Source organism: Bacillus nitratireducens (assembly GCF_036320425.1).
Lineage (GTDB): Bacteria > Bacillota > Bacilli > Bacillales > Bacillaceae_G > Bacillus_A > Bacillus_A nitratireducens.
In genome coordinates this window covers 1-25,428 of record NZ_JAUMJO010000017.1, presented here as the reverse complement: position 1 = coordinate 25,428, position 25,428 = coordinate 1, and the positions used below count along the sequence as shown (strand labels likewise).

The window sequence follows — 25,428 nt, the reverse complement described above, 5'->3', positions numbered from 1 at the left end:
AAGTGTATTAACTTTTAAATTTTATAGATTGTAAGGGCTGTGAACAGTGTATGATGATAGTAGAGGGGAAAAATAAGAACCTGTTGCAAAGTTTGAAGAAAGCATAAACAGATTGGCAAATGAGGAAAAAGGAGTAGGAAGTAGCTAGCAATTGTTGAAATTCATTGCATGTTGAAAAAGCGGAGTCTCTTTGCAGACCTTTTCCGAGGTTAAGAATGGAACTAAGGGTACGGTTAAAGGTGGCTCTGGCAGTAACATTTCAGACAATATCTCAAATGAAATTAAAAAGTTAGATAAAGAAATAAAAAGATTGAAAAAAGAAGAAAAATGACAAAGAAGTCAAAAGATTAACGCGAGAAAGAAATAAATTGGCCAACAAGTTGGATACGAGAGATATTATTAGTGATCGTTATGACTTGGAGGTTCCAAAGGAGTATGAAAGAAAAATCGATAATTCAAAATGTTTTTCTCATGATAAAGGTGATTTTGGGGAAGAAGTGACAAAAATCTTAGCTAGACAAAATAATTTAGGTAAAGACGTTTCCGATCTATTCCAAGTGGGGAGAAACGGCATAGATGCAGCGTTCCTATCGGAAGGGCCGCCGCCAAAGTTAATGATTATTGAATCGAAGGCATCAGATTCCGCTAGTTTTAGTTACTCGGATAACCAGAAAAAGGGCGGAGATAAGTACTTCCAAGACATGGTTAAAAGCAAGGATTCTAGGTATGCCATTTTTAGAGATAACTTAGCGGAACTGAAGGAGGAGAATCCTGGTCTAAAATTCGAATTTATTAGAGTTGAAACAGATATCAAGATCACTGATATTGGATTCGGCGTTGATGAGTTACAGGTAAAGAACTGGAAGAAAATAGATTAATTCATAGGGGGGATACAATGATAAACCAAAAAAAGTTAGAAATGGCTTTTAAAAGATATAGTAAAAATTTTGTGGATGGAATCAAATTTGAAGATGTTAAAGATAAATATAATGTTAGTAGAAGAAAGATTGAGAAAATCGTTGAGCAAAATGAAACAAAGAAAGATCACATACTATTAATAAATCTAAGCAAAATTTCCTCATATTACTTGTCACTATGGAAAAACGATGTATTGATCAGCGGTGGAAACAATGCAGAAGGATTAAAGAACATGCAGAAGGTTTTATTTTACCAGTGCATGGGACAGGATCTCTATACAATCAGGTATCCTGAGATGATCTTGGAATATTCGTTTAGCGAAGTCGTCCTCACATTAGTTCATTTTGCAATGTATGGATGGGAGAAAGAAGAAAATATCTTATTTGATTTTATGACTCATCATTTCGATGGACATTTAATAGACGCCAATGAAGAGAACAGACATATTTGGTTTTTGCTAGAGCTGTACTTGCAGTATAAAAATAAAACCATCATGGGAACGAATGAAAAATTACATCTAGCCGTGATAAATAAGTTTAAGGAAGCTGAACTACGATACGATTTAATCCCTGAAGACCTGAACATTTATGATGAAGTGCTGGGACGTTGGTCGACTGGTGATTTAGAAGAAATAGAACATCTAATTTTGATCATGTCTCAGTATCATTCTGCATTAGTTTCTGAAATCGGACAGCTAGGTGAATTTGGTGATTTCGGATACGGATTTTATCCTTTTGAAATCTTATTCTTGATCCATGTAAGAAAACAACTAGGATTGCCAGTACCTACTCAATTCGATAATTTTCTGATGAATACTCCAGAAGCGAAAATGGTATTTGGAGAACGTGAGCCATACCCTGAGTGGGACCCAGTGCTTCAGATGATCGATCAATTTTATCGTAAAAACTACCCGGAATATATTCCTAACGAGCATGGAGAATTATTTCAATAAAAGGGAGGAAGCTAATATGCCTAATCAAGGGATAGCGCAGATTATATTTCCTGATAGCAAGGATTTGGAAACGTTTTTGAAGGAGCAAGGAAGTTATGACTTACATGAAGACCTATTAAAATATGGATTGACGACGAAACAGTTTTTATACGTTGACTATAAAGGTGAGCAATACCAAGAAATTGTCAATTTTATTCTTGATTACGAATTTGCCCACCAAATTGAATTAGCAACACAAGAAGAACTCGAGAAATTAGAAGCATTTCATTATGAATTTTTACCTGAAAAGATCCAAGAGGTCAACAAAATACTGTCACCAAAGGGGTATGGACTATTTTCATATCCAAATTCGGGCGACTTCTTCGCACTATTCATTGTAAAAATAGAGACTATAACAAAATTGCTGCAAGAAGAAGTGCTGCTCGATGATAGAATCCCTTTTCAAGAAAGGTGTATCAAGTATTATAGATAGACCTAAGATTGTATGTCTTTAACCTTGACTCCGGTCAAGGTTTTTTTATAAGTTAATATCAAGATTGCTTAGCTATCTAGAATGTGCTACTTTTGGCCATGTACGATTGCAATAACGCCATGTGTTACGGTGATCATTCATGTTCTTGCAAATCTATTTAAAACTTTTCGCATGAACATTAGTCAAAATAATAAAGATGTTTTGAATTTGGAAGGCTTGATACTAAAAATAGAAAAATAAGTTGAGAAATGTGCCTATTTTGTGAGTTACTTGGACACTGACAAAGGTACATGCTCAATAAAGGAAGTCAATAGCAACGTTAGGAGAACGTAGTGGCTATTGACTTTTTTATTTTTACAACTGGGTTAGAATGAGGGTAAAACAATGCAACTCGTGCCAACAATCATAAATGCTGAACTTGGACATCTGGGTGATGTAGGAGAGATAAACGCAGGAGCTTTTGAGCCTGGAGGGTTTGCTAATAGACATAAGGAGGAGCTTGTAAAATGATTTTAAATGATTCGGTTTTCGGTAAACTTGAATATGGGTATGGTTGGGTTAAGGATACTATAATTCATTTTTGGGGAAAAGAAACTAAAATAACTTTAATGATAGATGGGGAAGAGGACGACAATTTTGATGAGGAACAATATGTAGCATACACCTCGCTTATGCAAAATTGGGAACACTTGCAACAAAGTTTTTTGCAACCGATTTTAGAGTATTATAAACAGAAGCGACATGAACTAGGTTATGATATTGAAGTAAATGAAAGTTATCCACTAGTTGAAACAACGGATCAAATATTAGAAATGATAGATTTAGACGGGATTGTTGTTCCTTATGGAGATTTGTGTGAAGGTAGAGGCATTAGATTTACATTTAATTGTACATGGGATACAGAGAATGGGCTAGGAATTCGTATGTTAAATGAGATAGTAACTGAAGTGGGTTACCAGGATATTGCGATTTAAGTGTAACTATTAATCAATAATACACATGGATTGGAACTTATCGGCATAGGGAAATATAGACAGATAAAACAAACTTTATTTGAAGTGTACAAAAAAAGAAAAGGTCATTTTGAAGAATTGGCCTTATGATGGTTTACCATCATAAGCTCTTGTTTGGACCCCCTTCCTTTGATACGATAAAATAAGACACACGAACTTAGGCGAGATGACATTTTAATGGGCAACGGGTGAATGACATGGAACGCATAGTAAACTAACGAATGCACACAAGCTCGTGCGTTTTAAAGGTATTACTTGTCACGAGACACAAAAGGGTCATACTATGTTTACGATACAATGAAACTTACAAACTTAGAACGAACATAGACACTTAGAAAACAAACGAACTTAAAGCACTTGATTGTCACTTATGGCAACGAGTGTTTTTTGCGTTGTAGCATGAAAAGTGAAACGAGCGTTATAATTTTATTAGTGCACTAAGGGTACGGTTAAGGGATGTTGAAGCAATAGACGGTGACCTTGATGATATTGTTGAAGCTCTTAAAGATTTAGGAGACATAGCTAGTACAAGATAGTAGAGATACAGGAGGTAATGTTATGGATGAAAAAAGTTTAAATAAAGCAATAAGAAATGCAATTAAAATTGGTGATATTAATGAAGTAAAACAATTAATAGGTAATGATAAAGAAATTTTGAACACAATGACTACATTTGGAACATGGTTACATGTAGCTGTCAAGAAAGGACACCTTGAAATGGTTGAGTATCTAATTAATAAAGGTATAGATATTGATGCTAGAGGTGGTACATTTGATGCTTCTGCATTAAATTTGGCAGCAGGAGCGGGGCATTTGGAGATAGTAAAGTATTTAATTGAGGCTGGCGCAGAATTAGATGTGAGCTTAGCAAAAAGAAATCCATTATTTGGTGCGATTTATGGTGGACATAAAGAAGTAGCTGAGCTTCTAGTTGAAAAAGGAATAGATATTTCAATTAGATACACTGGAGAAAATATTAAGAATATGAATGCTTATGAATATGCTAGAGAATTTGGGCAAACAGAAATTGCTGAATATTTAAAGCAGAAGATGGATGAAAAAGAATAGGCTGTTAAAAAGCACATACTCCATGATGGTTGTACCACCAGAAATAAATGGGGAATTTGGGCATCTTGGCGGCGCAGGAGAGATAAATGCAGGAGCGTTTAAGCCAGGAGAATTTGCCAATAAATAGAAAGGGGGAAATTCAAAATGAAAATAAATGATGCAGTTTTTGGTGAGCTTGAATATGATTATGTCTGGAGTAGAGATACTACCATTGAGTTTTGCGGAAAAGAAGCCGATATTACTTTGATGATAGATGGTGAAGAAGATGGAGAATTTAGTGAAAAACAGTATGCTTCGTATAATTCTTTAATACAAAATTGGGGACATCCTCAACAAAGTATTTTGCAACCAATTCTAGATTATTACAAACAAAAACGACATGAGCTTGGGTATGATGTTTCATATAATGAAAATTATCCTTTAATTGAAACGATTGATCAGCTTCTTGAAAAGATCAGGCTAGTGGGGATTTATGTCCCATCTGCTAGACGCTTTGAAGGCAGATATATTGGACTAACATTTGACTGTACATGGGACATGGAAAATGGGGTAGGCATTCGTCTAATAAATGAAGAAGTAGCTAGGGTAGGATACCAAGATGTTGCAATTTAAGCATTACTATTTGTAAGAGATACACATAACAGAATATAAAAAATTGTTTTTTTGGAAATTGATAGCAAAGACAGCAGAGATAGATATTAGAAATCTCTGCTGTTTTTTTATGCAAATGGAAAAATTAATCTTGAAGGTTATTTCTATCGTACATACTATTCTGGGGACAGTAAAATCGGTGCTACTGAAGAACTTTGGGAAAGGTGGATAAATAAAGTACGGAAAAAACACTTAATTAGTCGATGAGGTTATTAATTTTATTACAAATTTGCAACCTTTTCATAATGAAAACCTTCTAAATCGTGATGTTATTACGGTTAATGAGTATGAAAGAGCGCAAGAATTAGCCTGGTCTCAAGATTTGGATGAAGTTGAAAACGTTTGGGAAGATATTAAATCCTCAGAAGGTGGGGAGATAATAGGACAATTATATGAGCGTGATTTAAACTCTATGGAGCGTCTTATAAGGGAGAGTATTCAATCATCAGAGAACTATCCAGGTGATTTTGTATTACAATATATTGATGTTTTTGAAGAAATAATTGGAGATTTACATATGTGTGCACTAAATCGTTTAGTTAATGGAAAAGTTGATAATTTTTATAAAAGAATCTTTGAGATTTATAAACTTGGGGGGTGGCCTTGTGGATGGGAAGGTGAATATCCACAAGGGAGAATGATTGTATATTCAGCAGATAAAAAATAAAGTATATTTGCAGTGGAAAGAAAAAGAATAAGCTGTTAAAAAGTAAATACTCCATGATGGAACAGAAATCGAAGTATGTGCTTAGGCGAGATGACATTTTATTAGGTGATGAATATAAACGCATGGAATGTATATTAAACTAAAGAACTCGTAGGTTTTAATGTATTACTTGTCACGATATATATAAGGTGTCATACTGTTACTACAAAACTTACAAATTTATGTTACTTAAAAATATATGAACTTAAAGCACTTGATTGTCTATGAAAGGCAACAAGTGCTTTTTTAATTGATTGGTATGCTTTAACTTCATAAATAGTTGGTAAGTTGGAGGAAAGAATGGAAGACATGGTAAAATAAAGAGAGACATAGCAAATCGAATTAGGGAGTTGTTTTCATGAGAAGAATAAAATGGGAGCGTACACATGACCCTATTACCGAGCAGATAATTTCAGAAGTTGAAGAGAAGTTTAATGTGATTTTTCCTCAAGATTACAAAAATTGTGTAATGAAATATAACGGTGGTCATCCAGTACCGAATATATTTCTCTTTGAAGATGGAGGAGAAGGAGTTTTTGATTGCCTACTAAGCTACACGAATGAATATATTAGCATAACAGTTACTTATGATATTATCTCGCCATACATCCCAAAGGGAATAATACCCTTTGCTACAGATTCATTCGGTAATAAAATATGTTTTGATTTTAGAAATGATAAACACTCACCAACAATAGTTTTTTATGATAGTGATGAGTGTGATGAACGAGCAATTGAATATATTTGCAATACTTTTACAAATTTAATAGATTCGTTGCATGTTAGTGAAAACGAATGAGTCGGAGGTCGATGAATTATGAATCTTAATTTTGAATATACTTTCAAACAAATTAAAGCCGAAGATATAGAAATCTTTGAAAGACTTAATGGATTAGAACTACCAGAGGACTATAAGAGTTTCTTATTAAGAGATAATGGTGGTAAATCTAATAGAAGAAGATTTACTACGAAAGATGATGTAGTTACGTCATCAATTATGATGTTCTTTCCACTATCAGAGGAAACAGAAAATAATCTACAAAATTCTTTGAATTATTATATTAAGGGAAATAAATTGCCTTCTATACTTATTCCAATAGGGAAAGATCCAGCTGATAATATTATATGTATGTCAATCCATGGTAGCGATATAGGTAGTGTTTATCACTGTCATACCTATCAGATAAAAAATGAAGCGGAATTAGAAGCAAAGTTTATTAGGGAAATAGCTTCTAGTTTTACGGAATTTATTAATAAACTTTCTGAGAAATAGAATTGTATTGTCAGAGGGCGAATTTGTAAAATACCCACATTAGGTACCGTTGGTTGAGTAGGTAGAAAAAGAGCAGTGACGGATTGTACAATCCATTATTTGAATGAAAGTTAAACAACGTTATCGAATGAACCAATCACTCAACCAATAACACATATAGCCTCTTTGTAAAGTACAGAAAAAATAGACCGGACTTATATCATGACAACAAGAACATACAATTAACAAATCAAACCCTTTATAATTTGATAAACACGCTTGCTAAGCTTTCAAAGGCTCATTCCAACTGAACGATGAGGAGGAATGAGCTTTTTTTTTATGACTAAAAACAAAGGAGGGAAATTTGACTTGGGCACCAAATGCTGTAATAGGACAACACAGTTTTGATGCTTTGGAGGAAGTAGTGAGTTGGTTAAGAGTTATTGAAGCAATAGACGGTGACTTTGATGATATTGTTGAAACTCTTAAAGATTTAGGAGACATAGCTAGTACAAGATAGTAGAGATACAGGAGGTAATGTTATGGATGAAAAAAGTTTAAATAAAGCAATAAGAAATGCAATTAAAATTGGTGATATTAATGAAGTAAAACGTTTAATAGGAGATAATCCAGAATCTTTACATTCAATGACACCATTTGGTACGTGGTTACATGTTGCAGCAAAGAAAGGGCATTTTGGAATAGTGGAATATTTAATCCATAAAGGAATTGATGTTAATACAAAAGGTGATATATTTGATGCTTCCCCTTTAAGATTGGCAGCAGGAGCGGGGCATTTGGAGCTGGTAAAGTACTTAATTGAAGCTGGCACAGAATTAGATGTGAGCTTAGCAAAAAGAAATCCATTATTTGGTGCGATTTATGGTGGACATAAAGAAGTAGCTGAGTTTCTAGTTGAAAAAGGAATAGATATTTCAATTAGATACACTGGAGAAAATATTAAGAATATGGATGCTTATGAATATGCTAGAGAATTTGGGCAAACAGAAATTGCTGAATATTTAAAGCAGAAGATGGATGAAAAAGAATAGGCTGTTAAAAAGTACATACTCCATGATGGTTGTACCATCATAGAGTATTATGTGTAATGATAGAATAGAAAAAGAGGTACGACCTTAGGTGAGATGACATTTTATTGGGCGATGAATAAAACACATAGAATGTATATGAAACTAACGAACTCATACAAAATTGTAAGGTTTAACGTAGTAGTTGTCACGATATATTAAAGGTGTCATACTGTTACTACAAAACTTACAAATTTATGCTACTTAAAAACAAATGAACTTAAAGCACTTGATTGTCTATGACAGGCAACAAGTGCTTTTTTTATTGATTGGTATGCTTTAACTTCATAAATAGTTGGTAAGTTGGAAGAAGTAGCGGCATTCATGAATAAGTTGCCGGGTAGTATGAAGAATGCCTTGGAGAAGATTAAAAATATTGAGATCCCGAATTTATTCCATGAACCTTTGTTAGCCGGTGTTGGGAATGGAGGAGGAAGAAACGCACTTGGTGGAGATTTATTTTCTGTTGTTAAGAGTGAAACTAAGGGGCAAGCGCAAAATGCGAACCGGTTATCTGGGGAGAAACTTCCTGCAGAGGGGGTTACTGGAGCTGATAGGCTAAAGCAGCTCAATTTGCAAAATTCTAGAGAAACAATGATAACTGACTTAAATAATTTTAGAAAATATTTACTCAAAAGTGGAAATACAAAGAATATAAGCAAAATTTGCGCTATTGTAGATACGGAAAATCCATCTTTGAAAGGTATTGCAGGTAGTGGAATTTGGAAATATAATCCGACTATAATTGATCATAGAGGGATTAATCCTAGAGAATTTTGTAAAACAGCTGAAGATTACACTAAGTATTATAGAAGTCTATTATCGGAAGAGTATATAGATAGTTTACCTGATAGCTTTTTTATTGGAAAAAATAAAGAGTTTATAAGGGAAGATATGGCTAAGTTAAGAGCGAGTATTGATAGAGTTAAGGATGAGGCAACAAAATCAAAGTTATTTAACAAACATGGAGAACCAAGTTTTGAAGGGGATTGGAATGTTGATAAATGTGCGGAGGTTTGGAGTGCAAGAGATGCAATACTAAAAGGCGCAAGATATGATAATTTTATGATTAGAACAGAAAACTTACCAGGTGGATTTGCTGAACCTTGTGCTAATTGTAGTAGAACGTTTTTGGATTTCTATAATATTGATAATGATAATGATAAATAGGAGGAATGAAAATGGAAATATCAAATAAGACAATAGAAGAATTAAAAAAAGCGGGATGGTACGAGGGGAGAAAAATAGATATATCAGAAAATGTAAAGTTCCTTGAAGAAAGAGGATTTGAAATTTTTGAAAGTGCAAAAAAATTTATGGAGGAGTTTGGAGAATTACGAATCAATGTTGAAAAAATTTGGCCAGATGGATTGGTCATATCTAAACATACCACTTGCATTAAGGAAGTGATAGGTGTGTTAGATAGTTCGTGTTTTGGTTTAGAAAAATTTATTGATGATAAAGTTATTCCTATAGGCTCACTCTATAATTTTGAAATAGATTTATACATATCAGAATCAGGAAGAATATTTGAATCAACAGGTTGGGCAGGAGAGAATGCTTTAGAAGCATTGGATAATATTTTTCGTGAAAAAGGAACAGTGATTTGGGATAAATTTGAAGGGTAATAATAATTTTCTAATGAAAAATTATGTCCTAACCTACTGCATAATTGTAATTAAGCAGTGAGTAGGTGAAAGAGTAATAGATAAAAATTAAAAAGTGATTTTAAGTTGATAGAACTGAAAACTAGTTTTAAAATACCTTGCTACTTAATCATCTTTTGCTCTAAATGAAAGGTGTAATGAAAAGAAGAAATAGATATATATTATAACTAAGAATAGAACCAATGTTTCTAATGGAAGAAGCGTTGATTCTATTTTTATGCAAAGAAGCAGGAGGATTAATAATAATGTATCTGAATGTAGAAAGAAAAACAGATATGACCATATACAAACGTAAAAATAGTTAGAGAAAATCTGGATTCAAGGCTGCAGCTGATTTGATTTCACCGAGTATGCCGAAAAGCCAGTTTGATGAAAAACTAGTTGCAGCCAGCAAAGAACTAGAGGATACAATTCAAAAAGTACAGCAATTTGAAAGCAAAAAAGGAAAAAGAAATGCGGAAAACATTCTCGATGCCCTAAACAAACAAGTTCAAATTGCAGGGAAGATGAGTAGTTTATTTTATACTAATTCGCAACTTCAAGCTGAAAGAGAAATGATGAAAAAGCAAGAGAAATGGGCGGAACATCATCCAGTGGAGGTTTGGATTCAAAACTTTTCCAATGTTGTTGGTGAGAAATGGGATGTATTGGGAAAGGGTACAAAATGGGTAGGGGAGAACTTTCCATTACTGAAAGGACTTTCTGATGATGCCTTGGTGTTAGAAGGTTTTATAGGCGCAGAGCTTTCTGAGTGGGGTTATAACTCGATACGTGGCGTAGAAACAGAACAATGGCCAGAAGAAGTACAAATTCCAAAGAATTCTGATGTCTTAAGGGTTGATGGATACATTGATTGGGGGCGAGTACCAAACGACGGCTATGTTGTAAATAAAGATGGGAAAGTCATGAAGGATGAGTATACACTAAAAATAGGTGAAGTTAATGACCGATATGGACCGTCAAATGGTACGTATACATCACCTGTGGCAAATGGAAAACCTTATAGTTACGACGAGAGAGCACTTCCGTATTTGGAAGATGTGAGCAAATACCCTCAATATGAGGTTGTAGGTGATTTCTCGAATGTAAAAACCTATATTGATAATTGTAGTGATTCTACACTAACAGCACAGGTAGATGCCGCTATTCAAAAGTACAATTGTGGTGATTATAGCAAATTAAAAGCACAAATTGGAGAGGTAGCTCCAGGTTTTGGGACAATAAAAGGGGGAACACAAATACAACTTCCTTTAATGGTCGAACAATTAAAAGGATTGAAATTATTGAAACAAATAAAATAAGGAGGATAATTTTAATATGACAAGAGATGAGGCAAAACGAATCCTATCAGAAGAAGGATTAAAATATTATAACTGGTTTCATGAAAAAGATGTGGATCCGGATGAGGTTCTAATTTATAAAGAAGATAATAAGTGGGTTGTTTGTGCAACTGATGAGAGAGTGAGTATTGTAGAAACCTCGATTGCTCATTATGGTAATGAAGAAGAGGCATTAGATGATTTTATTAAACGAGTAAGATTGGAAAAGATATTAAAGCCATGAAGATAAAAAGTTGAATTAATTATTTTTTTAATATAGTTAAAAAGCAGTAACCCGAAATTAATTTCAGGCTACTGCTTTTTAAGTTAGTCCTCAAAATCATCAAGATTATAAATTTTTTCTCAATAACTTTCCCATCATCATTTAGCTTGACTTTCGTTCGTACTTCTTGATCGTAAGGATTAGGATGTTTGTTCCCATCAAGTATTTCTCCAAATTCATCGTAACAGAAGTAATCATTATATCGATTTTACAATCTTTTTGAGTTTTTGATCTGAGACGGCTTTTTTAATCGGAAGTATATCTTTCACTGTCCGTTTTGAAGAGTTAATATAGCTTTTTTAGTACTCTCGAATATGTTTTAAAGAAAAATTCCCCCACTCTTCTTGGGTTAACCCCGCCTCGTATTTATCCCATTCTAAATTTATATCAAGTCCATGAACTTTCAGAGCTGGATTTGGGAAGGTAGGAGAAAGAAAAACACTTGGGGAGTTATTTTCTGCTGTTAATAATCCTAGAACAAGGTTACCGAGAAATGATGGTCACTGGAAAGGTGAGCCAGGTAATGGGAAATGGTATTCTGATAAAACTAAAGTTAAAAGTATAACGAATGGTGAAGGTGTAGAATTTATTGATGGTAGACCTAACTTCACACCTTGGAGTAAAGGTTCTATAAAATATAATGAAGGTATGTTAAATGGCTCTAAAAATGATTTTAATTTAGTGTATGAAAAAATTATGCAATTAAAAGGGTTTAAATCAAAGAATCAAGGAAAGGCCTGGTTAAAAGAAAAAAGGTTAACACCTCACCATAAAAGTTCTACTGAAATTGAGTTAATTCCAACAGATTTACATGCTAATATACCACATATAGGTTCAGCATCAGATTAAAGAGGAGGAAAATAAAATGAACAAAATAATAAAGCAAGTATTAAATGAAATAATTGATTCGGAAATGGTAGTATCAAAAAAAGAAGATGCATATAAGTCAATCGAAACAATTGAACGAATATATGGTGTAGATTTACCATTAGACTACAAAGAGTTTTTGCTTGAATATGGAGGGTGTTTTATTAAGGATAATAGAATGTACCAGCCAATTGAAGTTACCCCTGTAACTCCCAAGAATGGTTTTGACTCGATAGGTGGCTTTTATGGTATTACTAGTGATGCCTATGAAATTGAATCAATCATTCAAACTTATAAGGATATTTTAGGAAGTAGTGTAATGCCTATTGCAGATGCAGACGGGGGAGATTTAATATGTATAGGCTTAAAAGATAAATACAGGGGTAAAATTTATTATTGGTATCATGAAGGTGAAACAATAAACGAAGATGGAAAAGAATATTATTATCTTATAGCAAACTCTTTTGAAGAATTTATTTTAAAATTTTCAATTCATGAAAGAAAAAAAAGTGTAAATTTAGATGATATCGAACTCTTTTTAGACGAAGACTTATTAAAAGATTAATATGAATAAGACTCAATTTGCAAAAGATATTAGAAGTGCCATAAAAAGTGGTAAATTGGATACTTTAAGAGATTTACTTGAGAAAGAACCAGAAATGTTAACATGGATGACACCTTTTGGTACGTGGTTACATGTAGCGGCAGCTCATGGACATTTAGAGATAGTAGAATATCTTATTAATGCTGGAATAGATATTAATGCACAAGGTGGAACTTTCTCAACAAATGCTCTTGAAAGAGCGACTACAAAAGGACATTTAGAGATTGCTGAATATCTAATTAGTCGGAATGTAGAGATAGATATTAGTGAACCAGATAGAAATCCTCAGTTTGCTGCAATATACGGTGGGCATTTGGAGATTGTTAAATTGTTAGTTGAGAACAATATAGATATATCTATAAAATACTCTGGTGACACCATGAAAGATATGGGAGCTTATGAATTTGCTATTGAAAGAGGGCAAACAGAAATTGCTGAATATTTAATGCGGAAGATGTATGGAAAAAAATAGGTTGTTAAAAAGTACATACTTCATGATGGTTGTATCATCATAGAGTATTATGCGCAATGATAGAATAGAAAACGAAGTACGAGCTTAGGCGAGATGACATTTTATTGGGCGATGAATATAAACACACGGACTGTATATTAAACTAATGAAAAAGTAAAATATTTACCACAGTCATTAGAAAGTATTACTACCGATAGTATTACAATTTTCTTAAATAGTGCAGTAGAAACCAGCTTTATTACTGTAGAGGAAATCAAAGAAATGGAAACGGTTATTAATAATTATTGGAGTACAAATACTGAAATTCCAACAAAAAGAGAAGATTTTATAAATATATTTTAAGTAAGTAATAAATTTGGGGAGCTTCCAGAAGTAAAAGGTGACAACATTACAGGACATCATATGCCATCTAATAAATATATGAATGATAAATATGGTATTGAGACAGATGAAAGTTATGCTATCAACTTAGAGCATCCACACCCGGGAAGGGGTGGAAGACATAGACGGACTTTTACTTATGGATTGAGTTCAAGAACAAGACCAGAAGATTTTAAACTGTATATGTCTTTGAAACCACGAGATGCTTTAGCGTTTGATGTAAATGATTTACGAAGGATATTAAAAGAAGACGGCTTATACAATAAAGATTCGAGGGAAAGAATCAGAGAGTATATTGAATACTATAAAAACTATCGTAAGAATGATCAAGAGGATGGTTTGAAAATTTTTAAGAAACCTTAATTATGGAGGGAAATAATGTCTTTAGAGAATATGATATCAAATTTAAAAAAGATGCGTTTTTTGGCTCATGAAGATGATAGTATAGAAGTATTAGAAGAAATTTTAAATGAAATATCACAAACTGCTGATAATACAGTAATTGGTGATTTGTGTAGTGTTTTTCATGATGAAATAGATGAACCTTCAATTATTGGTGATTTAATTGAAACTATTTTTTATATTATTGAACGGAATGGAATTGAAGAGGGGTTATATGAATTAATTGAAGGAATGAGTTACATTTTACCACAAGCTAGATATTGTGCTAAAAGGCTTTATAGAAGTCTTTTAGCTACAGATGATTTAATTGTTCCATTTATTAATGTTTTGAGAAAGGTTACACCTTCTCAAAAAGCAGAAGTAATCAATATTTTGAAAGAAATAAGTGATAAACAACCAAAACAATATTTAGAAAAAGTCAATTTTATTTTTAAAGGAGTTATTTGATAAGCCATTTTGGATAATTAGAGAAGTAGGTGAATAAAAATATGGATTTACCAAAGATTATTTTAGGTATACCAGGGAATTGGATAAATAGAAATGATTTTAAAAATACGATGGCTAGAAATGGTGACGGATATATATATATGGGTAACCATGTAGGACGTTTAGATAATCCAGAAGAATTTTTCGAGGTAGATATAAGTGAACCGAATCCTTATATCGCTGAATTTATGGAAATAAACGGTAATGGATTGCTTGATATAGAAGATATAGAGAAGATAAAAACACATAAAAGCATAATTTACCTTATAAGTGAAGGTGGATCTCTTGAGAGGGTTCAATGCCTTATGAAGGCTGCAAGTGCTGTTCTTAGTGCTGGTGGTATTGCCGTGAATGTTGAATCTTCTGGAAGGGCATGTACCAAAGCAGCATGGATAGATGCGACAAACAGTAAGGATATAACAAAATTGTTTTCAGCATTTGTTCAAATGTCTCGAGAAGGGGATACTTTTTATACTACTGGTATGCAGAACTTCGGATTACGTGATATAAAAACTTCAATAGAAGGAATAAGTGGAAGAGAAGTTGCTACCTTATTTAGAGTGTTTTGTTTATATAATCTTGATGAAAATCCAATTATTAACGATGGAGAAACATTTAGTATAGATTCTAGTGGGCCTATATACTTATTGGAGCAAGAGAACTGTACAATGTTTGAAGAAGATGACCCATTTTATAATCCATATGGAGTATGGAATTTAGTTCGTCACCATCGGGCTAAAAGCTGAAGCTGTTTTTAATTAAAGGGCATGATGATGGGTTAATATTTCTCTCTTTCGGTTCCAAATCATTTATAGTTTTTAATACCTTTAATAGTTTTATGATTAAAAACTCATGTTTGAATCAAAATGCCATGATGGTTATAACATTATGGAGTGTTTGTTTAATACTAAATAAGAAAGATGATTGAGGAATTGAGGAAGAAATTATAATACGGTGACGTAGGCACTAAACTAATGGGCTAGTATAGGCTCTGAGGACTGGTTAAGATACCTAAAGGATGTTAAACTGTTACTATAAAATGATAAAAATTACAAACTTTAAGAGGCGTTTATATTTAGAAAACATATAAACTCAAAGCACTTGTTTACTTATAGGTAACAAGTGCTTTTTTGCATTATAGGATAGAAATGAGTAGGCACATTATAATTTTATAAGTGCACTAAGGGTACGGGTAATATAAAGAAGGTTTTCCTCTATTCAACTCTAAGGAAGAAATGCTTTTAGATAAATCGTTTTATTTAGAACCAGATAAAGTACAATATATTGAGAATCCGGATGTTTATCATAAGTATGAAGTAATACGAGATTTAAGAAGTGATTGAAACATGGCCAGACAAAGGATTAGTAGATGAATTCTTTATGGATGCTAAAGCATATGGATATGACATGGATAATTTCACCTCTTTTGCTGGTGAAATTGCGCCTGCCTTTGATGCAGTAGGTGGAGGAATACAATGGAAGTTACCAATGTCCATTGAATATTTGGAGGAATTTGGATTTATCAAAGAAATTAAATAAGTAGGAGGTTTAAAATGAATATTAGTGAGTTAAAAACTAGATTGAATGAATTAGGAATAGAAGAACATGAATACAACTTAGGTGATAAATCTATTGGTGAATTGGAATTAGGTATATTAAAAGAAGAAAAAGTATGGAAAGTATATCAATCGTTAGAGAGAGGTGGAATGAATATTATAGATACTTTTGAAAATGAAAATGATGCTTGTGAATTGATATTAAAATATTTGATAATGCGAAAGAATCGAAGAGAGAGAAGAAAATAATTTTTTCTCCTAAAAAATACTCAGTATAACATAAAGCGATAAAATCAATTTATGGTTAATACTGGGTATTTTTTGTTCTGAAATAAAATTGTTAAATCATAAAAAAACCTTGAAAGGCTTTTAGCCAATCAAGGAAAGGAGTAAATTAATCCTTTATATTATATTTCTCCTTTGTTTTTATTATGAGATTTCCTATGTCTTCAGCTTGTTCGGGATGATGTCCAATATAAAATTCGCATGTTTAGAGATTTTATTTGCCTTATTTGGATATCTTATCATCCTATTTACTAGGAAGCTGCGACAGACGCTCCTTATAATTTTTAGACACTAAAATATTTAGAAGGCCTATCATATTATTCGTCTCTTGTCGCGCCTCCTCATATGCTTGGGAAAAAGCTATTTTATTCTCTTTAGGGTTTTCTATGTTTGCTAACTTACTCCAACTTTTTTTCAGTTTATCATTCTTTTGAAATAGCCCTTGATCTACTCCGCCTTGGGCGACAGGAGCCATATAATCAAATTCTCCACCTTTTCGGAGGTATGTAAGTGCCTCTGTAATCTCAGCAGTATTTGAGAAATCTTCCTTTCTTGCAGGAGCTTCTAGCACACGAAATGCAGAAACTGATGCATATGCTACTTTTACAAGTGCCCTTTCTAAATTTGTTATTTCATCCCATGATTTATATTGAAAAGAAGGATCTTGTTGTACTGTTATAAATGCATATCCTTCTTTCACCCAATCTGGCGATAAATTTTCAAGTGGTTCTTCTGTGCGAATATTAACAACCGAATCACCATAATTAGATATATCGGTAGTTCGATTATTTTCACTTGTAACACGGCGAATCGGATGATCCGTGTAAAGTATATAACCGCGTTTATCAATATGTTGCTGAAGTTCTTCTACTGTTGTTTGTATACCAATTTGTCCTTCTTCCTTCTTTTGTTCATCTTGCTTTTCTTTTTCTGTAGTGACTTCCTCTGTTTTATCTGATGTTATATGTTCCTTTTGAGGCTCTTCTTTCTTCTCTACTGGCTTTACTACTTCTTTTTCCTTACAAGCAGATAATGTAAATAATGAAGCTACTAGCAATATGCTTACTATTGTTTTTTTATAATTCATATATATACCCCCTTCTATTATTATACATAACTAACAAAAAAGAGGATAATATTCTTTTAGAAATTGGATTTATCATTATAGGAGATTAGGAGATAATTTTGAACTAAAAAAATGTTACTCCCCTTTAAATTCATCCCAAAGCATTGTCTCCTATCCACCCTGTTGATCTGAATAATCTTCCTGGTCCTAACCGAAATCATATAGTGAACCTATACCACTCCCTCCTAATCACCGAGTTTGATACCATTGAAAAAGCGTCTATATCTTAAGGATAAAGGGTTTGTCTTTGTTTATTATTATGGACAGTAATTTGGAGAAATAAACGTACTCGGTGATTAGGGGATAAGAAACTATTTAAAACATTTGAGACTTCGGTAATTGAGTAAATAAAAAATACGTTGTTATTCTCGTTGTAAGGAAAGAGGAGAATTTAGTGATTATTGGGATCCCACCCCATGCCCATCAGCCCAATATTTTGGAGTACCTCCCAAAAAAATTCACCTCAGATACAACAAAAGAGCCTTACCTCTGTAGGCAAGACTCCATTAGTGTAGTTATCTAGTATTTACATAGCAAATAAGAAACATAAAACATATAATACCAAGTAGCAGAACCCTAATATTCCGCCTATAGCTAGTACCTGTTTAACCCAACTCTTGAATTTCAGATTACTGTCAATAATCGCTTGCACTCTTTCCATATCCGTTTCCTCCTATTAAGGAGAACCCTTAAAGACTCTCACCTCGATATGATACCATTAAAGAATGACTAATAGAGGTCTAATTTTTGTCTAAACGTATAAATATGTAATATTGCATATAGAAATGTATTGCTATAAATGTAAGCGCTTACTATAATGAAAGCATAAAGATAAATCACATCTTAGCATCAACAAAAGAGGAGGAAATAATATGACAATCGCAATGGCAGTTTTATCATTCTTAGGTGGAATCATCCCATTAGTAGGAGAGCTTTTAAAAGCAGTAATGTAAGTTCATTATTCCGCAATTATTTATAAAAATCATCATACCTTAATACGAAAAAAAGAGGAGGAAATAATATGGCAATCGCAATGGCAGTTTTAAAATTTGTAGGTGCAGCACTTCCATTAGTTCAAGAACTTTTAAAAGCATTTATGTAAGTTCATTATTTAGCAATTATTTATAAAAATTATCATACAAATGATCTGTATATCAAAGATGAATTGATGTGCAGATCATTTGTGTGAGCAAAGTCCCTTTAAGCATTATGAAGGGACTTTTTTAAATTTCTACATACTTGAGGTTCCGTCACATCAACATCAAGTTAAAGCACTTTTAAAACATTAAAAGGTGCTTTTTTTATAAATTCGAATGTAAACTTTTAAATATTAGTCTACATTCAAATATTCGCTTTTATTAACTTCATTACAACTTACTTATTTTCCCCAAAAACACTGGCGAAAGTATACTTTCAAAACACGATAAAACAAGGAATAAATAACCAACTAATAAATATATTTTCTCTGAAAATTTATACTATAATTAATCTGTACAAAGGTTGGTATCTTTTTACTTCTAATATTGTATTGATTTATATGTAGTACCCTACTACTTAAATATGGATCTACAAACAAAAAGAACTAGTATGATACTAGTTCTTTTTGTTTATTTAGAATAAATAAAATTCAAAAAAACATAAATATTCATGTTACCATATATTATGACACTCAATTTTGTTTATACCATACAACAAAACTAAACTAATCCCTTATCTATTATAGATAAGGGATTAGTTTATATAAATAATTTTTATTTAACAATTTTAATCTTGCCCAAAGATTAAAGTTTACATAACCCCACTTATCTGTATTCAATGTATCTAGAAAAAAAACCTTCAGTTTACTTGCTGAAGGGGTTTCGTATTTACATAATTATCGTCTCGGAAGTTTTTTTACTACTTATTTATTTTTTATTATTTGCAGTATGTCTTGAGGATCTATTCGACTTGTATAATCTGGATTCACATGAGTAAATGTAATTTCACCGGCTTTATTAATTAAATAAGTAGCTGGTATGGGTAAGGTCCAAGAGTCATTTCCATTGTATAGAGGTAAATTTGCTCCAAACTTTATATAGTATTCTCTCATATAATCAGGAACTGTAAATTTAAGTCCATATGTCTCGGATACCTTATCATCTAAATCACTTAATACATGATATTGTAGCTGGTTTTTTTCATGTATAGTAAGAGTTTGATCAGGTATTTGAGGGCTAATAGCAAGTAATTGTATATTTTGTTCTTTTAATTGGTCTAGGATAGCCTGGTATGCTCGCAATTCCATATTACAATAAGGACACCACACTCCTCGATAAAATGTTAGGATAACAGGTCCTTTCTTTAGTTCTTCGTATAAGGTGACAGGAGCCCCATTATGATTATGCAATGTAAAATTAGGAGCTTTTGTCCCCACATTTAAACTAAATGTTTCTTTAGATGCTGTTAATTCATCTGTTGCTCGTTGCATAATTGTTTGAACATTTTTGGGAATCTTGGCTACATAGTCTTTTTTAAATTTTTGTACTTGTTGTGTATAGTTCATATTAAATCCCCTTTCATCTCTATATTAACACTAAATGATAGTACCAGGTACTAATTTTGTTTTTTTATAGAAAGGGGTACCGCCACATCGCTATCAACCTAAGAAAAGCAAATACCCCAAAACGAAAAAATGGACTGAAATCTCATATACACCTATGAAAAGACCAAATTTTCTTTTTGGGGCGCTTCAAAATGTTAGCTAGATGAATCTGTTTCGTAACCTCTACTATCAAATTTGCGTACGCTTTATATAACTACTAAAAATCCCTATCGTATATCCTAATAAACCGACAACTAAGATATCTCCACCATTTGTAAAAAAAGAATTGGATAGAAGGATGGATGTTTTTTCATTAACAAATAATTGCTTTATAAATGGTGTGATTGCCAATAGACGTAATAAAGCATAAAAAAGGATAACTTGCCAACTTGTAATGGAAGCGTCCTTAAATATTATTTTTTGACGTTCATCGCCCTTTGATAAACCTCCACCTTCTCCTGCTAAGTTGCGTGTAAATAAGCTAAATATTCCAACTAAGATAATTATTAAAATAATTTCCATTCTAATCTTTCCTTTACAAATAAATTTATTGTTTATGCATCCAAATTAAGAATTACGCCTTCCAACAAACATATGGCTAATTTGGTAAACGATAGGATATAAAAAGACTAAAAAAATTAACGGTTTGTTATGCATATGGTTAAAATTCCATGTTCCTTCTGATATAAATAAAATACCTACAGTTAATACATACATAATAAAACAACAAATTGCTAAGCTTTTCTGTCTGATATGTAAAAACATTTCATCGATAAAATGATCGTTCTCTTTTTTACTTTTTAAAATTCTCTTCATGAATAATGATTGCAAAATGAGCGTAGCTACAAATAACGTGGTGATAGAGAGCTGTTGCTTCTGATACCACTCAAGCGCAAGTAAACCCATAATCAAAATGTAAAAACTAGTAAATACGATATTAATTCCATTCTTCATTTGTTATTTCTCCTCATCTAGCTTTTATAAATAAACAATTGATCAACTGTTACACCAAGATTTTTCGCCAAACTAAAAGCAAGTTCCAATGTAGGATCATATTTATTATTTTCTATTGCATTAATCGTTTGTCTTGAAACATGACATAATTTAGCTAAATCATCTTGGGAAAGTTTTTTCTCCTTACGTAAAATCCGAATTACGTTCTCCATTTATATAAACATCACCCCTAATTTTGTCAAAAACTTTTTACATCATTAGTTTACCTACTTAAGTAATGAATGTCAAAAACTTTTTACATTTATAAAATATAAACAAAATACCCCCTAAAATGAAAAAATACGCTATGCTTTCTGTAAAATCATAGGAAAGGATGGCGTTTTTGTATGTATATTTCTGTATCTGATGAATTACAACTATTTACTCAAGAGATTCAAAGTTTTTTATCTCCAAATACATTACGGGATCTTGCTAGAGAAGTTGGTTTTGTACAACGAACTAGTAAGTACCAAGCAAAAGATTTAGTCGCTTTATGTGTATGGGTGAGCCAAAATGTAGCTATGACTTCTTTAACTCAGTTATCTAGCTGTTTAGAAGCATCAACGGAAGTACTCATCAGTCCTGAAGTACTCATCAGTCCTGAAGGACTGAATCAACGATTTAATAAGGCGGCCGTCCAACTTTTACAACACCTACTAGCCGAACTACTAAGCAAAAAATTGGCCGCATCTATGCCGATTTCTTCTCCATACACTTCTGTTTTCAAGCGTATTCGTATTTTTAGATTCAACTGCATTTCAACTCCCGGATGTATTTTCATCGGTTTATCCAGGTGCAGGAGGATGCAGCCATACAGCTGGGATAAAAATTCAACTTGAGTATGATTTGTTAAGTGGACAGTTCCTTCATATTCATACAGGTCCAGGTAAACAACATGATCGCACTTACGGCTCTATGTGTGCCCCAACTGTGACAGCGAATGATTTATGTATCCGTGATTTAGGTTATTTTCATTTAAAAGATCTTCAATATATACAAGATAAAGAGGCCTACTATATCTCTCGTATCAAGTCGAATACACGTATGTATCAAAAAAATCCTAACCCTGATTATTTTCAAGACGGAAGAATTAAGAAAGGTACAGAGTATATACAGATAGATATGGAGACGTTAATGAACTCCCTTCAACCAGGAAAAACATGTGAAATAGCTGATGCTTATGTAGGAATAATTGATAAAGTGCCAGCTCGTGTAATTGTTCATCGATTAACAAAACAACAGCAACAAAAACGATTACAAGATCAAGCTGTAAGAGAAAAAAAGAAAGGAATGAAGTATTCTCCTCCTAGTAAACGACTCAGTGGTACCAATGTATATATGACAAACATCCCTACAGATATTGTCCCGATGGGACAGGTACATGACTGGTATTCTTTGCGTTGGCAAATCGAAATTTTATTTAAAACGTGGAAGTCATTCTTTCAAATCCATCATTGTAAAAAGATAAAACCAGAACGATTGGAATGCCATTTATATGGTCAATTGATTGCTATTCTACTCTGTTCTTCTATCATGTTTCAAATGCGCCAATTGCTCCTCATGAAGAAAAAGCGAGAGCTTAGTGAGTATAAAGCCATATATATGATTAAAGACTATTTTCTTCTTTTATTCCAAACTATACAAAAAAACACCCAAGAGCTATCAAAGGTGTTACTTCGCCTGTTCAATCTCCTACAGCAAAACGGGCGGAAATCTCATCGATATGAGAAAAAAACAGTCTTCGATATATTAGGTGTCGTTTACAATTGTACCCTGTCTGATAATCAAGCCGCTTAATTCAAAAAAGTGAAACCCGTTAGGGTTTATTTCGTATGCAAATCTTTCAATCACCTATACTTGCCCTTTAGGAAAAAGAAACAATCTCGTCTAAAATTGACTTTGCATAAGCTTAGGTTGATAGCGATGGGGTACCACCAGCATTTCTGAAAAAAAACACGCTAAGAGTATGCAAGATTTTATACGATTTTTCGGATAATCCAGTAACAAACAAAAACCCGAAAACCCACACTATAATAGGAAAGTATAAAAAATTGCATAGATTGATAGAACAAAAAAAGGAGGTTCCCTTGTGAGAGTAGGGTTCCTCCTTTATCCTTGCTACTGATAATGAGACGTTATGTTAACCGAGCATGAATAGAACATTCATCATTTTTTCTCTTGTATTCACTTGTACTAGAATTAAACTAGTCTTCAAACCAAAATAACACTTCAATAGGTGCTTTTAAAACTTTTGCAATATCGTAAGCCAATTTTAATGAAGGGTTATATTTTCCGTTTTCGAGATTACCAATTGTTTCTCTTCTAACTCCAACCTTATTAGCTAAATCTCCTTGGGACATATTTAACTTTACCCTATATTCTTTCATCCGAGTAATCAACGTCATCCTGCATCCCTTTCTTTTCTCTACGTTCAAATATTTCTAAATTAATTAGAAAAGTTCCTAACGGTATTAAAATTGAAAGTCCAAAAAATAAACGAATTACATGTACATTTTCAAAAATAGAAACACTTAAGAGTAATATACTACCAAATACTAGTGTTACAAAAAATGCCCTTGTAGCGGCGATACGAACATGCAATATAAAAAGCTCATCTGGTATAACTTTTGCGTATAAAAAAAAGAAAAAGAAAAGGAAATAGTAGTGAGGCGAAAACGAATTTTCACTTAAAAATGAGAAAGGTGCCAAAAAACCTAAAAAGCCAATAAACCCTAAGTAAGCTAATTTATTCTTCATATAAGATCTCCTTTGTGATATATTTCGCTCTTTATGCGATAAATATATCACATAAAGAGCGAAATAAAAAGGAATTGAAACGGTATATCTTTGTTTCAAACCAATACTTTTAACTTCCAATAACGAGAATTATGTAAATGTGATACCCTTGTTCAAGTATTTGTACCTTTGAAATAAAGTCGTACTGTTTATAAAAAAGATGTTCCGCCGCTTATCTCTTTGTATAAAGGGATATTTTTTGTGTGTATTTTTAATTTCAAAAAATATTTTGTCAAAAATACTTTACTAATTGTAAGAAATAAATTACAATCTTTTTAAGAGGTGTTGCTATTGTTACATAATAAAATTGTAGTTTGTCGAGCAGAAAAAGATTGGACTCAAGAGGAACTAGCAAAAAGAGTGGGTGTTAGTCGTCAAACTATCGCTACTCTTGAAAAAAATAAATATAATCCTTCTCTAATTCTTGCTTTTAAAATTGCAAATATATTTGAAAAGTCAATAACTGACGTGTTCGATTATCAAGAGGAGTGAGACATATGTTGTGGTTACAATCTTTATTTTTAGTTGTAATATTTATCAGTCAGATGTATGTAATAAAATTTCAATCAAGTGATGAAGCAAAAGACGAAAGAGGGAGAGAAATTCAATATAAAACAAATAATATGTTGTACAACATCCTATATTTAGGTATCATTGCCATTATTATTTTTCAATTGATAGATATTGTTCCTTTAGAATTTCTACCTGATTTATTGTTATATTTTGTGCTTTTATTAAGTGTGTTAGGTAGTATTTTTATATTTATTAATAGAAACAAGAAAAATTACTAATATGAGTTAGGTTTTTTTTTATTTTGTTTTGTTAGACGATTGAACAAAGAATCCAGTATACCATATACATGATCGGTTAACATAACGTCTCATTATCGATAGCAAGAAAAAGGCGGATCCCTATTCTTACAAGGAATCCGCCTTTTTCTTTTTCTATGACTCTATTCGTTTTTTTATACATCCCGATCCTACGTGAACATGTAGAAACTGACCACTTAGTAAATCGTACTCTAATTGAATTTTCACACCAGCACTTTGACCACTACCTCCTGAACCTTGATATGTAGAAGCAAATTTATCTGGAACCTGAAAATGTGTAGAATCCAATACACGAATCCGACGAAAATAGTTTGTATACGATGTTGGAATTTTGCTAGATAAACAAAATTGTTGATGGAGTAAAGAGGCTAATATTTGTTGTAACAACTGTACAGCTTGGGAATTAAAGCGTTGATTGAGTCCTTCTGGACTCATAGAAATACCTGTGTTAACTTCTAATCGACTACATAGTTGTGTCAATGAAGTATTTGCGGTTCTGGTGCAAAAACTTCAAGATAATTACAAGTAATCTCTAAAAATTGGACATACTGATACTATTACTCTAAAAGGGTGTGTGATCGGTATGGAAAAGAAAAATTGGTTCAAATGGAAGCACTATCAGCCTGATATTATCTTATTAATGGTAAGATGGTACCTACG

Annotated in this window: 32 protein-coding genes and 5 pseudogenes; 29 read left to right on the top strand and 8 right to left on the bottom strand. The window is 32.6% G+C overall.

The window, feature by feature from the left end:
• The first annotated feature begins 368 nt into the window (after window positions 1–368).
• The 25 genes and pseudogenes from Q3V31_RS29405 to Q3V31_RS29285 all read left to right on the top strand — a co-directional run bounded on the left by Q3V31_RS29405 (window position 369) and on the right by Q3V31_RS29285 (window position 16,406).
• A complete protein-coding gene (locus Q3V31_RS29405; RefSeq protein ID WP_098431342.1) occupies window positions 369–878 on the top strand; it encodes a hypothetical protein in 510 nt (169 codons plus the stop codon).
• Between the two features lie 17 nt (window positions 879–895).
• On the top strand, window positions 896–1,870 hold the full coding sequence (locus Q3V31_RS29400) for a hypothetical protein (protein WP_329767628.1): 975 nt from the start codon (window positions 896–898) through the stop codon (window positions 1,868–1,870).
• A gap of 16 nt (window positions 1,871–1,886) precedes the next feature.
• Complete coding sequence (locus Q3V31_RS29395; protein WP_098218909.1) at window positions 1,887–2,342, top strand: DUF6630 family protein; 456 nt, start codon at window positions 1,887–1,889, stop codon at window positions 2,340–2,342.
• A 369-nt stretch (window positions 2,343–2,711) separates the two neighbouring features.
• A pseudogene (locus Q3V31_RS29390) lies at window positions 2,712–2,852 on the top strand (HNH endonuclease); the annotation flags it as partial.
• Window positions 2,849–3,316 carry a DUF6985 domain-containing protein gene (locus Q3V31_RS29385; RefSeq protein WP_098426038.1) on the top strand — a complete coding sequence of 156 codons (468 nt, stop codon included), beginning with the start codon at window positions 2,849–2,851 and terminating at the stop codon, window positions 3,314–3,316. The pseudogene Q3V31_RS29390 and the gene Q3V31_RS29385, both read left to right, overlap by 4 nt.
• A gap of 597 nt (window positions 3,317–3,913) precedes the next feature.
• A complete protein-coding gene (locus tag Q3V31_RS29380; RefSeq protein WP_329767626.1) occupies window positions 3,914–4,423 on the top strand; it encodes an ankyrin repeat domain-containing protein in 510 nt (169 codons plus the stop codon).
• 22 nt (window positions 4,424–4,445) lie between these two features.
• Window positions 4,446–4,550 (top strand): annotated as a pseudogene (locus tag Q3V31_RS29375) (HNH endonuclease); the annotation flags it as partial.
• Window positions 4,551–4,567: 17 nt separating this feature from the next.
• The gene (locus Q3V31_RS29370; protein ID WP_078214531.1) at window positions 4,568–5,035 is read left to right on the top strand and encodes a DUF6985 domain-containing protein; all 468 of its coding nucleotides are present in this window, start codon (window positions 4,568–4,570) and stop codon (window positions 5,033–5,035) included.
• Between the two features lie 250 nt (window positions 5,036–5,285).
• On the top strand, window positions 5,286–5,741 hold the full coding sequence (locus tag Q3V31_RS29365; RefSeq protein ID WP_231348523.1) for a cytoplasmic protein: 456 nt from the start codon (window positions 5,286–5,288) through the stop codon (window positions 5,739–5,741).
• A 397-nt stretch (window positions 5,742–6,138) separates the two neighbouring features.
• The gene (locus tag Q3V31_RS29360) at window positions 6,139–6,579 is read left to right on the top strand and encodes an SMI1/KNR4 family protein (RefSeq protein WP_329767624.1); all 441 of its coding nucleotides are present in this window, start codon (window positions 6,139–6,141) and stop codon (window positions 6,577–6,579) included.
• Window positions 6,580–6,597: 18 nt separating this feature from the next.
• Window positions 6,598–7,053: an SMI1/KNR4 family protein gene (locus tag Q3V31_RS29355; protein ID WP_329767623.1), complete on the top strand. Its 456-nt coding sequence runs from the start codon at window positions 6,598–6,600 to the stop codon at window positions 7,051–7,053.
• Window positions 7,054–7,396: 343 nt separating this feature from the next.
• Window positions 7,397–7,552, top strand: a complete 156-nt coding sequence (locus Q3V31_RS29350; protein WP_175472373.1) for a hypothetical protein — start codon at window positions 7,397–7,399, stop codon at window positions 7,550–7,552.
• Window positions 7,553–7,574: 22 nt separating this feature from the next.
• Complete coding sequence (locus tag Q3V31_RS29345) at window positions 7,575–8,084, top strand: ankyrin repeat domain-containing protein (protein WP_329767622.1); 510 nt, start codon at window positions 7,575–7,577, stop codon at window positions 8,082–8,084.
• A 360-nt stretch (window positions 8,085–8,444) separates the two neighbouring features.
• Window positions 8,445–9,290 carry a hypothetical protein gene (locus Q3V31_RS29340; protein ID WP_329767621.1) on the top strand — a complete coding sequence of 282 codons (846 nt, stop codon included), beginning with the start codon at window positions 8,445–8,447 and terminating at the stop codon, window positions 9,288–9,290.
• Between the two features lie 11 nt (window positions 9,291–9,301).
• Window positions 9,302–9,748 (top strand): SUKH-3 domain-containing protein, encoded by a 447-nt coding sequence (locus Q3V31_RS29335; protein ID WP_329767620.1) that lies wholly within the window; start codon window positions 9,302–9,304, stop codon window positions 9,746–9,748.
• Between the two features lie 374 nt (window positions 9,749–10,122).
• A complete protein-coding gene (locus tag Q3V31_RS29330; RefSeq protein WP_329767619.1) occupies window positions 10,123–11,088 on the top strand; it encodes a glycohydrolase toxin TNT-related protein in 966 nt (321 codons plus the stop codon).
• 16 nt (window positions 11,089–11,104) lie between these two features.
• Entirely contained in the window at window positions 11,105–11,350 is a 246-nt protein-coding gene (locus tag Q3V31_RS29325; RefSeq protein ID WP_097885003.1) for a hypothetical protein, read from the top strand.
• Between the two features lie 687 nt (window positions 11,351–12,037).
• Window positions 12,038–12,238, top strand: a complete 201-nt coding sequence (locus Q3V31_RS29320) for an HNH endonuclease family protein (protein ID WP_098218902.1) — start codon at window positions 12,038–12,040, stop codon at window positions 12,236–12,238.
• A gap of 16 nt (window positions 12,239–12,254) precedes the next feature.
• Entirely contained in the window at window positions 12,255–12,821 is a 567-nt protein-coding gene (locus Q3V31_RS29315; protein WP_078214517.1) for an SMI1/KNR4 family protein, read from the top strand.
• Window position 12,822: 1 nt separating this feature from the next.
• On the top strand, window positions 12,823–13,332 hold the full coding sequence (locus tag Q3V31_RS29310) for an ankyrin repeat domain-containing protein (protein WP_078214516.1): 510 nt from the start codon (window positions 12,823–12,825) through the stop codon (window positions 13,330–13,332).
• A gap of 402 nt (window positions 13,333–13,734) precedes the next feature.
• On the top strand, window positions 13,735–14,076 hold the full coding sequence (locus Q3V31_RS29305; RefSeq protein ID WP_176525364.1) for a hypothetical protein: 342 nt from the start codon (window positions 13,735–13,737) through the stop codon (window positions 14,074–14,076).
• 15 nt (window positions 14,077–14,091) lie between these two features.
• Window positions 14,092–14,562: a hypothetical protein gene (locus Q3V31_RS29300; RefSeq protein WP_044441006.1), complete on the top strand. Its 471-nt coding sequence runs from the start codon at window positions 14,092–14,094 to the stop codon at window positions 14,560–14,562.
• Between the two features lie 41 nt (window positions 14,563–14,603).
• Window positions 14,604–15,347, top strand: a complete 744-nt coding sequence (locus tag Q3V31_RS29295; RefSeq protein ID WP_329767617.1) for a DUF4261 domain-containing protein — start codon at window positions 14,604–14,606, stop codon at window positions 15,345–15,347.
• A gap of 589 nt (window positions 15,348–15,936) precedes the next feature.
• Window positions 15,937–16,140 carry a TNT domain-containing protein gene (locus tag Q3V31_RS29290; RefSeq protein WP_257145060.1) on the top strand — a complete coding sequence of 68 codons (204 nt, stop codon included), beginning with the start codon at window positions 15,937–15,939 and terminating at the stop codon, window positions 16,138–16,140.
• A gap of 14 nt (window positions 16,141–16,154) precedes the next feature.
• On the top strand, window positions 16,155–16,406 hold the full coding sequence (locus tag Q3V31_RS29285) for a hypothetical protein (RefSeq protein ID WP_002161995.1): 252 nt from the start codon (window positions 16,155–16,157) through the stop codon (window positions 16,404–16,406).
• 280 nt (window positions 16,407–16,686) lie between these two features.
• On the opposite strand, the gene Q3V31_RS29280 is transcribed toward Q3V31_RS29285, so the two are convergent.
• The 5 genes from Q3V31_RS29280 to Q3V31_RS29260 form a co-directional block, all read right to left on the bottom strand.
• Window positions 16,687–17,529: a hypothetical protein gene (locus tag Q3V31_RS29280; protein ID WP_016078996.1), complete on the bottom strand. Its 843-nt coding sequence runs from the start codon at window positions 17,527–17,529 to the stop codon at window positions 16,687–16,689.
• A 1,939-nt stretch (window positions 17,530–19,468) separates the two neighbouring features.
• On the bottom strand, window positions 19,469–20,110 hold the full coding sequence (locus Q3V31_RS29275) for a peroxiredoxin-like family protein (protein ID WP_329767616.1): 642 nt from the start codon (window positions 20,108–20,110) through the stop codon (window positions 19,469–19,471).
• A gap of 228 nt (window positions 20,111–20,338) precedes the next feature.
• Complete coding sequence (locus tag Q3V31_RS29270) at window positions 20,339–20,671, bottom strand: hypothetical protein (RefSeq protein ID WP_329767615.1); 333 nt, start codon at window positions 20,669–20,671, stop codon at window positions 20,339–20,341.
• 45 nt (window positions 20,672–20,716) lie between these two features.
• Window positions 20,717–21,103: a hypothetical protein gene (locus Q3V31_RS29265; RefSeq protein WP_329767614.1), complete on the bottom strand. Its 387-nt coding sequence runs from the start codon at window positions 21,101–21,103 to the stop codon at window positions 20,717–20,719.
• 17 nt (window positions 21,104–21,120) lie between these two features.
• The gene (locus Q3V31_RS29260) at window positions 21,121–21,315 is read right to left on the bottom strand and encodes a helix-turn-helix transcriptional regulator (protein ID WP_033700006.1); all 195 of its coding nucleotides are present in this window, start codon (window positions 21,313–21,315) and stop codon (window positions 21,121–21,123) included.
• A gap of 174 nt (window positions 21,316–21,489) precedes the next feature.
• On the opposite strand from Q3V31_RS29260, the pseudogene Q3V31_RS29255 reads away from it, so the two are divergent.
• Window positions 21,490–22,939 (top strand): annotated as a pseudogene (locus Q3V31_RS29255) (IS4 family transposase).
• Between the two features lie 407 nt (window positions 22,940–23,346).
• Here Q3V31_RS29255 and Q3V31_RS29250 read toward each other — a convergent pair.
• Entirely contained in the window at window positions 23,347–23,547 is a 201-nt protein-coding gene (locus Q3V31_RS29250; RefSeq protein ID WP_000172689.1) for a helix-turn-helix transcriptional regulator, read from the bottom strand.
• A complete protein-coding gene (locus tag Q3V31_RS29245; RefSeq protein WP_098453070.1) occupies window positions 23,516–23,899 on the bottom strand; it encodes a DUF3796 domain-containing protein in 384 nt (127 codons plus the stop codon). The genes Q3V31_RS29250 and Q3V31_RS29245 overlap by 32 nt, the downstream gene beginning before the upstream one ends.
• 330 nt (window positions 23,900–24,229) lie before the next feature.
• Here Q3V31_RS29245 and Q3V31_RS29240 point away from each other — a divergent pair, with 330 nt between their 5' ends.
• Together Q3V31_RS29240 and Q3V31_RS29235 are read left to right on the top strand one after the other, a co-directional pair.
• The gene (locus Q3V31_RS29240; protein WP_329767612.1) at window positions 24,230–24,430 is read left to right on the top strand and encodes a helix-turn-helix transcriptional regulator; all 201 of its coding nucleotides are present in this window, start codon (window positions 24,230–24,232) and stop codon (window positions 24,428–24,430) included.
• Window positions 24,431–24,435: 5 nt separating this feature from the next.
• Window positions 24,436–24,729, top strand: coding sequence for a hypothetical protein (locus Q3V31_RS29235; protein WP_329767611.1), 294 nt, complete (start codon window positions 24,436–24,438; stop codon window positions 24,727–24,729).
• Window positions 24,730–24,909: 180 nt separating this feature from the next.
• Here Q3V31_RS29235 and Q3V31_RS29230 read toward each other — a convergent pair.
• Window positions 24,910–25,260: pseudogene (locus Q3V31_RS29230) on the bottom strand (transposase); the annotation flags it as partial.
• A 91-nt stretch (window positions 25,261–25,351) separates the two neighbouring features.
• On the opposite strand from Q3V31_RS29230, the pseudogene Q3V31_RS29225 reads away from it, so the two are divergent.
• Window positions 25,352–25,428, top strand: a pseudogene (locus tag Q3V31_RS29225) (IS6 family transposase); the annotation flags it as partial.